At 44.4% G+C, this 12710-nt stretch carries 10 protein-coding genes; all 10 read right to left on the minus strand.

Annotation, left to right across the window (positions count from 1 at the left end):
- Positions 1–28 precede the first annotated feature (28 nt).
- The 10 genes from E2R53_RS08630 to E2R53_RS08675 all read right to left on the minus strand — a co-directional run bounded on the left by E2R53_RS08630 (position 29) and on the right by E2R53_RS08675 (position 12584).
- On the minus strand, positions 29–589 hold the full coding sequence (locus E2R53_RS08630; protein WP_133311382.1) for a maltose acetyltransferase domain-containing protein: 561 nt from the start codon (positions 587–589) through the stop codon (positions 29–31).
- Between the two features lie 101 nt (positions 590–690).
- Positions 691–2055: an aspartate aminotransferase family protein gene (locus E2R53_RS08635; RefSeq protein WP_133311383.1), complete on the minus strand. Its 1365-nt coding sequence runs from the start codon at positions 2053–2055 to the stop codon at positions 691–693.
- Positions 2056–2073: 18 nt separating this feature from the next.
- Positions 2074–3534, minus strand: coding sequence for a CoA-acylating methylmalonate-semialdehyde dehydrogenase (locus tag E2R53_RS08640; protein ID WP_133311384.1), 1461 nt, complete (start codon positions 3532–3534; stop codon positions 2074–2076).
- A 359-nt stretch (positions 3535–3893) separates the two neighbouring features.
- Complete coding sequence (locus E2R53_RS08645; protein ID WP_133311385.1) at positions 3894–5516, minus strand: PucR family transcriptional regulator; 1623 nt, start codon at positions 5514–5516, stop codon at positions 3894–3896.
- Between the two features lie 127 nt (positions 5517–5643).
- Complete coding sequence (locus E2R53_RS08650; RefSeq protein ID WP_133311386.1) at positions 5644–5859, minus strand: hypothetical protein; 216 nt, start codon at positions 5857–5859, stop codon at positions 5644–5646.
- A gap of 14 nt (positions 5860–5873) precedes the next feature.
- Positions 5874–7349, minus strand: coding sequence for an NCS1 family transporter (locus E2R53_RS08655; RefSeq protein WP_133311387.1), 1476 nt, complete (start codon positions 7347–7349; stop codon positions 5874–5876).
- A gap of 42 nt (positions 7350–7391) precedes the next feature.
- Positions 7392–8810: a dihydropyrimidinase gene (gene hydA / locus E2R53_RS08660; RefSeq protein ID WP_133311388.1), complete on the minus strand. Its 1419-nt coding sequence runs from the start codon at positions 8808–8810 to the stop codon at positions 7392–7394.
- Positions 8811–8827: 17 nt separating this feature from the next.
- The gene (preA, locus tag E2R53_RS08665; protein WP_133311389.1) at positions 8828–10114 is read right to left on the minus strand and encodes an NAD-dependent dihydropyrimidine dehydrogenase subunit PreA; all 1287 of its coding nucleotides are present in this window, start codon (positions 10112–10114) and stop codon (positions 8828–8830) included.
- Positions 10115–10310: 196 nt separating this feature from the next.
- Entirely contained in the window at positions 10311–11627 is a 1317-nt protein-coding gene (locus tag E2R53_RS08670) for an NAD(P)-dependent oxidoreductase (RefSeq protein ID WP_133312229.1), read from the minus strand.
- Between the two features lie 66 nt (positions 11628–11693).
- Positions 11694–12584, minus strand: coding sequence for a nitrilase-related carbon-nitrogen hydrolase (locus tag E2R53_RS08675; RefSeq protein WP_133311390.1), 891 nt, complete (start codon positions 12582–12584; stop codon positions 11694–11696).
- Positions 12585–12710 lie beyond the last annotated feature (126 nt).

Below are 12710 nucleotides of genomic sequence, written 5' to 3' on the forward strand. Positions count from 1 at the left end.
GACAAAAGAGGCCATGCTGGCCTCTTTTTTAATTCTCAATATGCTTAATGACTCTTGCTGGATTTCCTCCAACGACAACATTGTCAGGAACGTCCTTCGTCACGACCGCGCCGGAGGCAATGACTGCATTGTTTCCGATTGTTACGCCAGGATTAATGACCGCTCTGCCGCCAATCCACACGTTATCGCCGATTGTGACAGGTTTTCCGAATTCCGCTCCGCTGTTTCTTTCTTCCGCATTTAGTGGATGGGTGGCTGTATAAATGTGGACTCCAGGAGCAAGCATGCAATTGGCGCCGATTGACACCTTGCACACATCCAGAATCACACAGTCAAAGTTGGCATAGAAGTTTTCCCCAACGTGAATGTTTGAGCCGTAATCACAGCGGAATGTCGGTTCTATGTAAATGTTTTCTCCAGTCGTTCCAAACAGTTCCTTAAGTATTTTTTTACGCGCATCATCATCCGTTTCCATTGTCTGGTGGAACAGCCTTGTTAATCTTCTGGCGCGGGCACGTTCACTTACTAAATCTATGTCCCAAGCTAAATAGAGTTCTCCGGCCAGCATCTTTTCTTTTTCAGTTTTCATGATGAACATCTCCTTGTCATAAATCCTTCAATCATTATACCCTCAGCCATTTCTTTTCCACAAGAAAAAACAGCGCGGTCCACCATGCGCTGTTTTTTCATTTAATTCGTTTCTGCGATCCCATTCAGCTCCCCAACAACAGTATCCACGATAAACACGGCGTCCTCTTCTTCCAGATTAAGAGGAGGAGAGATGGCAAGGACGTTGTTGTAGCCTGCTACAGTAGCGCCATTTTTCCCAATAATCAGCCCTTTTTCCTTGCATCCGGCCATTACTTTATTCACAAGACCTGCATCCAGCGGTTTTTTCGTCACTTTGCTTTCTACAAGCTCGATTCCGATCAGGAGACCTTTCCCTCTTACACTTCCAACATAACGATTATGCTGGAGCCGTGATGTGAGTTCGGATTTCATTTGGCCTCCAACCTCGTTTGAACGTTCGAACAGCTTTTCATTTTCAAAGATTTCGATATTTTTGAGTGCAAGTGCACAGGCGGCAGGATTTCCTCCAAACGTGTTCACATGGCGGAAATAATCATATTCCTCTGTTCCTTTAAATGCTTCATAGATTTCTTTTTTAACAGCTGTAGCGGATAACGGCAAGTAGGCGCTTGTAATACCCTTAGCCATCGTTATGATATCAGGCTTCACTCCGTAATTCATAAATCCGAATGCTTTACCGGTTCTGCCAAAGCCGCAGATGACCTCGTCAACAATGAGCAGAGCCCCATGCTTTTTACAGACTTCTTTTACGCCTTTCATATAACTCTCAGGCGGCATCAGAATGCCTCCGCCAGTTATGATCGGTTCCATGATCATCGCGGCAATTGTTTCGCTGAGCTCCCATGTCATCGTCTGGTCAATGGCCTGAACCGATTTCAGCTCAGCCGGGGCTGCATTTTCGTCTTCTGGATATCGGTAAGTGTCAGGCGGCGGCACATGTATAAATCCTGGTGCAAGCGGCTCGTATTTATATTTCCGCTGCGCCTGCCCGGTGGCAGCTAAAGATCCCATTGTATTGCCATGATAGGCCCTGTACCTTGAAATGATTTTATAGCGTTCATGGCTGCCTGTTTGCTGATGATATTGGCGGGCAATTTTGAATGCTGTTTCATTTGCCTCAGATCCGCTGTTTGAGAAAAAGATGACATAGTCTCCGCCAAGCATGTCATTCAGCTTTTCTGAAAGCTGAATGGCAGGCAGATGACTTTGTGTTAACGGGAAATAAGCAAGTTTTTTCAGCTGCTCGTATGCCGCTTCCGCAAGCTCTGTTCTTCCGTAGCCTGCATTCACACACCACAAACCGGCCATGCCGTCCAAATACTTTTTCCCGTTTGCATCACTGATCCATGCGCCCTTTGCTTCCTCTGCTATAATTGTCGCCTCTGGATTGAAAGGCTTCATAGAATGCCAGAGATGGGCCTCATCTTTTTGCAGAGCATCTCTTACATCTGTACTCTTTTGCATAGTCATCCTCCTTGTCTATTAAAAATCAAATCTGGATGTAATCATTTTTTTGCGTGTATAGAAGTTTACGCCGTCTTTGCCGTTAACATGTAAATCTCCGTAGAAAGAATCCTTCCAACCCGAAAATGGGAAGAAAGCCATCGTCGCCGGCACCCCTACATTAATTCCAAGCATTCCTGCATCCGCTTCTTCTCTGAACGTGCGAATGGCCTGAGCATCCTTAGTATAGATAGTAGCTCCGTTTCCATAACGGGATTTCCGGATATAATCAAGACCTTCATCTAAATTTTCCGCTCGCAGGACACTGAGCACCGGTGCAAAAATTTCATCCTTTGCAATGGTCATTTCAGGTGTAACCTTGTCAAAAATCGTTGCGCCCAAAAAATAGCCTTCCGTTTGATTTTCCATATCCCGTCTTCCGTCTCTTAAAAGTGCTGCACCTTCCTCAATGCCTTTTTCAATATAGCCAATGACCTTATTCAGGTGCGTATCACGAATCACCGGAGTCAGAAGCACTTCCGCGTCCAGACCATTTCCCATCACTAAGTCATCCGCTTTTTGCTTTAAGGTCTGCATAAATTGATCCCCGTCTCCAACAACGACAACTGCACTGCAAGCCATACAGCGCTGGCCGGCACTGCCAAATGCAGAGCTGATAATATGCTGTGCCGCTTTGTCAAAGTCTGCATCCGGCATCACCACATGATGATTTTTTGCACCTGAGAGAGCCTGAACCCTTTTACCCTTCGCAGCAGCTTTTTCATACACATATTTTGCAACAGGCTGAGATCCTACGAATGAAATCGCTTTAATATCAGGATGCTCAAGTAACCCGTTCACCACATCATGACTTCCATGCACAATGTTCAAAACACCGTCCGGAGCACCTGCTTCCGTGAACATCTCAGCAAGCTTATTGGCCAGCAGCGGTGTCCGCTCAGATGGTTTTAAAACGAATGTATTTCCGCATGCAACCGCAAGAGGGAACATCCACAACGGCACCATCATCGGAAAGTTAAAAGGAGTAATTCCGCCGACAACGCCAAGCGGGTAGCGGAACATTTCAGAATCCATCTCTTCTGCAATTCCGGATAAGGATTCACCCATCATTAAGCTTGGTGCTCCCGCTGCAAACTCCACGCATTCTATCCCTCTTTGAACCTCGCCATATGCCTCTTTATATGCCTTGCCATTCTCAGAGACAATTAATTTGGCAAGCTCTGCATGTTTTTCTGTCAGTAAATGATGATATTTAAATAGAATTCTTGCTCTTTTCGGAACCGGCATCAGCTTCCATGTTTTAAATGCCAGTGCTGCCGCCTTTGCCGCCTGGTCTACATCTTCGGCAGTTGAAATCGGTACAGCTGCGATTTTTTTCCCCGTTGCCGGGTTCATTACGTCGAGTACTTCATTCCCTGCTGCACTCACCCATTTTCCATTGATAAAGTTTTTAATTGCTGCTTCATTTGCAACCGTCATTGTCATCCCTCCGCATATTCTGGAAATTCTACTAATTATGTTCATTATCTCTCACAAAGGTACGGCAATCATTAGACACTATGTAAAAGATACGGAGGGAAAAACGCTACAGTTTGAATAGAAAAGCGGAGCCGACTGTTCAGACCGAGGAGTCAATACCGAATTGATGGGGTTTCCAATTTAATTGGAGGGGTTTTGGAATTAATTCATGTGGTTTCAGAATTATTTAGAGGGGTTTCCAAATTAATTGGAGGAATTTGTTCTGGCCCGATATGAAGATAACAATTCACCCGAAAAGTCCTCGTTTCAAGCAAAAACTAATAAAAAAAGAGCACTCTTCAAAAGAGCACTCTTTCCTGCTATTCGATCTTATGCTGCAGCGGAATGGTTCCTTCTGTATTCATGATGAAATCGTGAGCCATCAGCATAAATTCAAGGGCCAGTCTTCTGTCTGAGTTCATGAAGTTTTCGCCAAGGAGCAATTCAAGCTTTTCTATGCGATGGTAGAGTGTCTGCCTGACGATAAATAATTTTTTGGAAGTCTCTTGTTTAGAGCCGCTGCATGCCAGATAGGTTTTTAAAGTAATCAGCATGTCCCCGTTATATTTTCGGTCATATTCTATGACAGGAGCCAAATATTCTTGAATGGTTTCTTCGAGATCGCCATGTTTTTTTAACAAAGACATCATCCGGTACATATGCAAATCCTGATAAAAATAGCTTTTGCCTTCTTTAGAAAGGGAATCTTGCAGAGCAAGGGTTTCTTTAGCTGTTTGATAGCTTAAATGAATACTGCCGAGTTTGTCGGCAAACTTCCCGACTCCAATAGAAATAGATGAGGATCTGATCCGTTCGGAACCGTTTCCTGAATGAATTCTTGAGATGGCCCCATCCATCCTCTCTTTCCAATCCTGCTTGTTCCGTTTGTTCCCCACGATAAAAATAAGATGATGGCGGACTTCAACGGTAAACAAGTGAAATCCAAATTGCTCAAATACCGTTCTGAACAGCAGCTTGAAATAAGTGCTGTCGACGTTTGTAGCCTGCCCCCCTGAATCAGGCGAAAGCTTGCAGATGCAGACTGTTCCTCCGTTTAAACGGAGCTTCGGATCAATGAACGAGAGCTGTTCTTTGATGACTTCATCTGTGTATTCTCCTTCAAGCCAGTTTGTCAGCCACTCGCTCTCTTCTGCCATCTTTTTTTCTTTGACATATAAATCCCGCAGCATATGCTGGGCAAATGCGTTGGCTGTTCTGTCTAAAATGAGAAGATCAAATTCATTCAGTTCGCGGCAGCCGGCGACAATCAGCAGCTCAGCGTAGGTTTCTCCAAGAATCTGCACAGGCTGACTTGCGATATTGGATTTATTGTATTCATCTCTATTCCCTATTTTCAAAAGCATCGCTTCTTTTTCATCTGCCTTTGGCTCTGGGAAAAAATCGGCTTTATTGCCGCTTAATACAGCAATAACCTGAACTTCTAAATAGGCCTGCAGAAATTTCATGATTTGCTGGCAGTCTTCAATTTCAAGCAGCATTTTGTTCAGCTGCTGCGAATATTTTTCTAAATCTGAGAGAAGTTGATATTGTTTATTGATGATGAGGGAATGCACATCTTGAGTAATTTCAACAAAGGGAACCTCTTGATGAAACAGAATGATAGGAAAATGGTGGTGATCTGCAAGTTTGGTAACTGCATCCGGAATAGTGTGAATGTGTGTGCCCATTTCGATGCACAGTCCGGCAGCATGCCTCTCGATCAATTGCCTTAGAAAGGAGACAAAGTGTTGGGGATCATCTTTAAAGCCAAGACCTGTTGTTAGAATAAGCTCATGGCCATTTAAGAGATTGCTGATTTGAACCGATTCTACAATATGAACCCATTTCAATTGACGGTGCAATCCTTTAGCACCAGCGATTACGTCTGTTTGGGCAAAATGCTTTCGATTTAAAATCTCATCAATCGTTATGTATGATTTCATCCGCACACCCCTTTTTTGATGTCGCTACAGTCTATTATAAAGAATGGCCTGTTTGAACACTATACGTTTGTCAGTTTTTCTCACAAAAAAGATAGGACAAATTCTGCCCTATCTTCGTCGAACTATGTCATTTTCGGATTTGAGCCAGCAGCATGGCTGAAAAATACTTTCTGGCATCCGCCGTTTTTACGTGCATTTCAGCTGAGTCGTTTTGATTCTTGTGATTTCTGAATGTTAGATAAGCACCGCTTAAATTTTCAGTCACGCTTGTTATTTTGTAGCCCTGACTCAGATAATAATCAATCTTATCTCTTTCAGACAGATACTCCTGGTAATCAGACATAACGAGCCTCCTTCTTATAATTGCTCTGTTTGCGCCGGGGCAATGGCAACATTCGGCACTGCTTCATCTTCGAAATCGATTGTCCAGTCATTTCCGACTGAGATACCCAGATACTTTTGATCATCGGGATCTATTAATTCAGCCTGGGCATAAATCTGAAACCACCAGTATTTCGCTAAAATGTAATAGACAAAGCATCCGACTGCAAAGCCGACAATAAATGAGTATGAAGGAACAGCCACTGCAGCTGCCCCGCCAATGATCCATGCGATAAAGCCTGCAGCATTAACACCTTTCATATATTTATATTGTCCATCTGATTCAAAGAGGTCTTTTACATTAACCCTGCGCTTTCGAATTAAATAATAATCAGCTACTAAAATCCCGCAAATGGCAGATAAGATTCCTCCGACTATTAATAAAATTCCAATGATGACTCCAAATAAACTCCACGGCTGAACGACGATTCCAATAAAACCTGCAACTGCTACTCCCGCCCAAAAAGGAAACTTCGGCCCTCCCACGTTAGAGAAAATGGTTGCTGCAGGAATCAGGTTTGCAGAGGTATTTGTGGACCACTGCGCAAGCACAATCATAACCAATAAGATACCAAGTATAATGCCAGATGCAGATTGCTGGAGGGCAACGACCGGATCATAGTTAGTTACAGCGATATAAGAAACGGCGCCAATCACGACCATAAAGGTTTGCACGATTGGATAGGCAATTAAATTGCCCGCAATTTGGCCTTTGTTCCGCTTGAACCAGTTCTTTTCCAATTTAGGTGCTTTTACAAAACGGGATAGGGATGGCATATCCGCAGCGAGGGTTCCCCAAAATCCCATGTTGGACATAATGACAACCATAAACGCTGTAAATGCCGCTCCTCCAGTTGCCGGATTTTCAACCCATGACCACACGTTTCTGCCTTCCTGCAGTGCCTGATCTGATAGAGTAAAATACATCCAGCCTGAAATAATGATGATGACAGGTGCCGCTAAATCAGCAAATCGTTCAATCGCCTTCATTCCCAGTGCTGTATTGACGACTTGCAAGAGAGCAAAAATAAAGAAACAGACAATCCAATTATCAAAACCGAATAAAGTAGCAAGAATGGCGTTCATGGCACTGGCGCCAAAGAATGTATTTACACCAAACCAGCAAGAAGCTACAAAACCGCGTACGACGGAAGGGATGTGCGTCCCGACTGTTCCAAAAGGCGCTCTCATATAAACAGGGAAGGATAAGCCATGTTCAACACCAATATCCCCTGTTAACGTCATTATTAGTCCAAGGGCAATTGAACCAATTATTGTTGCAGCAATCACCCATCCTAATGGAAGACTCTGAACACCTGATCCGCCGATGGCAAATGCAGCAAGCACAACGGCCATCCCAACCCAGATTAAAGCAAAGCCAAGCGAACCAATGTTTTTCTTATGATGAGGAATCGGCAGCAAATCAGGAGACTTCAGATAATTTTTAGCCACTTTCGCATTTCCCCTTCCAAATGGTTATCTCTTCGGTTCTATTCAGATCGAAATCGGTGCGCTTTTGCTCTCGTCAAGCAGCTCTCCGTATTTAGCTCTCTTCTGATAGCTGCCTCTGCCTGCCCGGCCGGCAAATTGCTTATCCTTTACGACAAATTCACCTCTTGATAAAACGGAAACAGGTTCTCCTGTTACTTGCAGACCCTCAAATGCGTTATAATCAACCGCCATGTGGTGAGTTTCAGCAGAAATCGTCCGTTCTGCAGATGGATCGAAAAGGACTAGATCCGCATCAGAGCCGACTGCAATTGTTCCTTTTTTAGGATAGAGGCCGAATAGTTTTGCTGTCTTTGTGCTAGTCATATCAACAAATTGGTTTAAAGAGATTCTTCCTTTGCTCACGCCTTCTGAAAAGAGAATGCTTAGACGATCTTCAATAATAGGGCCGCCATTTGGAATTTTTGTGAAATCACCTTTTCCCAAATCCTTCTGTCCTTTAAAATCAAACGAGCATTGATCAGATCCGATAGTCTGCAGCACTCCTGTTTTTAACGCATTCCACAATACATCCTGATGCTTTTTATCTCGGAGAGGAGGTGACCAGACATATTTTGCCCCTTCAAAATCAGCCTTTTCTAAATATGTTTGATCAAGGACCAAATACTGAGGACATGTTTCTCCCCAAACATCAAAGCCCTTGCTTCGCGCTTCAGCAATTTTTTCAACAGCGTCTGCACATGAAACGTGCACAACATACAGCTGTGAGCCCGCAAGCCCCGTTAATTGAGCCGCTCTTCCAGTTGCTTCGCCTTCAACTTCAGGAGGGCGTGTTAACGCATGATAAATGGGATCTGTCTTTCCTTCAGCAAGTGCTTTTTTTGTCAGATAATCAATGACATCTCCATTTTCAGCATGGACCATGACAAGACCGCCAAGTTCTTTAGCCGTTAAAAGCGTCCGGAATAATGTTTCATCGTCCGCCTGAAAAACATTTTTGTAGGCCATAAAGACTTTAAATGAAGAAATGCCCTCTTCATTAATGACAGCTGGAAGCTCTCCAAGTACATCATCATTTATTTCAGAAATCATTAAGTGGAAACTGTAATCAATTACGGCTTTATCTTTGGATTTTTCATGCCAAGTCTGAATGGCATCCTTAAGTGGTTTCCCTTTTTCAGTTAGACAAAAATCAATAACCGTAGTTGTTCCTCCAAAGGCTGCAGCCATTGTTCCGCTCTCAAAGTCGTCTTTTGTCACGGTACCTCCAAATGGCATATCAAGGTGTGTATGCGGATCTATTCCGCCGGGAAATACGTAGAAGCCCTTTGCATCAACGATTTCCGCACCTTCTTCAGGCAAATCGCAGCCAATCGCTGCAATTTGTTCCCCATCTACTAAAATATCTGCTTTATACGTATCTGAAGCTGTTACAATTATGCCGTTTTTTATTATTTTTTTCATTAGTCCGTGCCCTCCCTTTACTTCACAAAGTCTGCACTTGAAGTTCCAAGTGCTCCAATCACCGACTGCCTTTCATTCCATGTCATCGGAGGCAGTTCATTAGCAAGCTCGACCATATCGATGGCTCCATCTACCGGACATACAATTGAACAAAGGTTGCAGCCGACACAATCTTCTTCACGCACTTTTAAATAGGACTGGCCGCTTGCATCCTTCAGCATGTCAATGCACTGATGGGAAGTATCTTCACAGGCAATATGGCATTTATTGCAGTTGATGCACACATCTGTATTAATTTTCGCGACAACTTTATAATTTAAATCAAGCTCTCCCCAGTCTGAATATCTCGGAACAGACTTGCCGACCAGATCCATAACGGAGGTTAAACCTTTGTCATCTAAATAATTGGACAGGCCTTCAATCATATCTTCAACAATTCGGAATCCGTGATGCATGGCGGCTGTACATACCTGGACGCCCATTGCCCCCATCAGCATGAATTCGACGGTATCCTTCCAGTTTGAGATGCCGCCGATGCCTGAAATCGGCACATTGATGCGCGGATTCCTTGCACATTCCGCTACCATGTTTAACGCAATCGGCTTAACGGCGGGACCGCAGTAGCCCCCGTGAGCTCCTTTTCCAGCTACATGGGGAATGGTATTCCAGGTATCAATGTCAACGCCGGCGAGGCTGTTTATCGTATTGATCATGGAGATGGCATCCGCTCCGCCCGCAACGGCTGCCTCAGCTGTTACCGTAATATCGGTAATGTTTGGAGTGAGTTTGACAATGACAGGTGTTTTCGCCGCTTCTTTAGCCCAGTAAGTTTGCCTCTCAACCAGGTCCGGCACTTGACCGGAAGCCGCTCCCATGCCGCGCTCTGCCATGCCGTGGGGACAGCCGAAATTAAGCTCAAGGCCATCTACTCCGACATCCTCCACCCGTTTTACGATTTCATGCCATTTCTCCTGCTTCGGTTCTACCATCAGCGACGCAATGATCGCATGGTTCGGAAATCTTTTTTTCGTTTCGTAAATTTCCTTTAAATTCACCTCAAGCGGACGGTCTGTAATCAATTCAATATTATTAAAACCCGCTACACGCTGCCCATTAAAACTGACGGCGGCAAATCGGGAAGAGACATTTAATATCGGATCTCCGAGCGTCTTCCATACAGCCCCTCCCCAGCCTGCTTCAAACGCCCTTTGAACCTGATAGCCGGAGTTTGTCGGAGGGGCGGATGCAAGCCAAAAAGGATTCGGTGACTTTATCCCTGCAAAATCAATTCTTAAATCAGCCATGTTTGTACCTCCCTATAAGAAATGCGGAATCGCCCGTTTATCGCAGGCAGACAGATAAGGATCAGCCAGTGAAGGCGCTTTTTGCCAATGCTTGCTGACCCGTTCTGGCCGAGGAGCTGGGCGGTGAAGCTTATCAACTGGAAATGCGGAACCGCCAGTTTAGCATAGAGGCGGATCCGTTCAAATCGAGTGTAAATCAGGCAAGCTTCAGTTCTTCAAAAGATATCTTTTTATGAATCTCATAAGCTGTCAGCTTTCCTTGCTGCGCAGCTGATACGACCATCGCATCTCCCTGGCCCTTGCCGAATATCACATCTCCGCAGGCAAAGATTTTCTCATTTGAGGTTTGGTACGATTTCTCTGAAATACGCACTACCCCATCTGAGTGTTCGACGCCGAATTGCTCAATTAAATGAATGTATCTGGATTGACCGATTGCACGGATGACAGCATCGGTTTCGATGATAAACTCAGAGCCCTGCACCGGAACAGGACGAGGGCGCTGCCCATCAATCCCTGCAGAAAGCTCCATTTTGAAGCATTCAATTCCTATTACTCTATTATCCTCATTTGTAACAATCCGTTTTGGGGCAGTAAGCCATTTGAATGCTACGCCGTCCTGTTTGGCGAATTCATATTCAAAGTCGTAGGCAGTCATTTCCGCCTGAGTTCTGCGGTAAAGAATGCTTACATCCTCTGCACCAAGTCTGACGGAGCAAGTAGCCGCATCGATTGCCGTATTTCCGGCTCCTATAACAACGGCCTTCTTCCCTATGAGGTCCATCGTTTTTGCCGTTTTTGTCTCTTTCACAAAATCAATTGCATCAAATACTCCATCTGCATCTTCGCCTTCAATGCCAAGCTTGGGAACAGATGACATACCGACAGCAAGAACAACGGCATCATAATTCTCTATTAATTCAGAAGCCATGACATCTTTTCCTACCCGTGTATTCGTCCTGATTTCAACATCAAGGTTTTTCACTTGCTCAACTTCCCAAAAAGAAATGGATTGCGGCAGCCTGAAGGAGACGATGCCATACGTATTTAAACCGCCGGCATATCGTTCCGCTTCAAAAATCGTTACGGTATAACCCAGCAGAGCAAGCTCCCTTGCAGCTGATAATCCTGCAGGACCTCCGCCAACAATGGCTACAGTCTTCCCATTCTTTTCACCTGCTTTAAACAGGACTTGTTCATTATGAATCGCCCAGTCGGTGGCATAGCGCTGCAGATTTCCTATCATGATCGGCTTAGTAGATGAATTAAGGACACATGCTCCTTCACACAGCTCCTCTGTCGGGCAAACACGGGAACAGCTTGCTCCCACAGGATTGGCTGTCATAATGGTTTTAGCGGATCCCTTCAGATTTCCAGAAGCAATTTTCTTAATAAAAGAGGGGATATCAATACCAGTCGGACAAGCCTGAATACAAGGGGCGTCGTAGCAATATAAACATCTGTTGGCTTCCTCGAACGCTTCCCTGTTTGACAGGGCCTGCTCTACCTCCATAAAATTCCTCTCTAAATCTGTTAAAGAAATTTCCCTAGTCAAGATAAAAACCTCCTTTTCAAGCGATTAAGGCAGCAAAGCCGTCATTTCCTGATACGTTTCCGGACGTCTGTCACGATAAAACTGCCACGTATCCCGGACTTCGCGGATTAATTTTTTATCCATCTCACCGATAACGACCTCGTCCCTGTCACGGCTTCCTTCGGCCACAAAGCGCCCTCTTGGATCCGCAAGATAGGATTGTCCGTAAAATTCACCCATGTTCCAAGGCCCTTCGTAACCAACACGGTTGATGGCTCCAATGTAATAGCCATTTGCAACGGCATGTGCCGGCTGTTCAAGCTTCCATAAATACTCTGAAAGACCCGCTACTGTAGCTGAAGGGTTAAAGACAATTTCAGCCCCATTTAAACCTAGGAGCCTTGCACCTTCCGGGAAATGGCGGTCATAACAGATATAGACCCCAATTTTCGCAAAAGATGTGTCAAAAACAGGATAGCCGAGATTCCCCGGTTTAAAGTAAAACTTCTCCCAGAAACCGCCTCCTTCTTTGCCCACTCCTACATGCGGAATATGATGTTTTCTGTATTTCCCTAAGTATGATCCATCTGCATCAATGACAGCAGCTGTATTATAATAAGTAGCAATTCCTTCCCGTTCATAAATGGGCAGGACAATGACGATGCCCAGTTCACGTGCCAGCTCCTGAAACCGTTTAGTAGTCGGTCCATTTGGAATTTCTTCTGCTGCATCGTACCATTTCGTGTTCTGTTCCGTACAAAAGTACGGGCCATAAAAGATTTCCTGGAGACAAACAATCTGTGCACCCCGGTCGCTTGCTTCTTTCACAAGCTTAATATGTTTTTCAATTGCTTTTTCTTTGTGAACTTCGACAGCCTCATTTCCATCCACATCATTGCTGGCCTGAATTAATCCAATCACTACTTTGTCTGACATGCGACAGCCTCCTTAGGACAATTCTGCAAAATAAATAAAAATATTCTAAATATTAAAAATTCAAACTTTGTATCTATTTTACTTTCAATTCCCTCCGTTTACATTGTACAAATTGTTAAAAGGTTT

The sequence above is a fragment of the Peribacillus frigoritolerans genome (assembly GCF_004358755.1).
Classification (GTDB): Bacteria; Bacillota; Bacilli; order Bacillales; family Bacillaceae; genus Bacillus_P.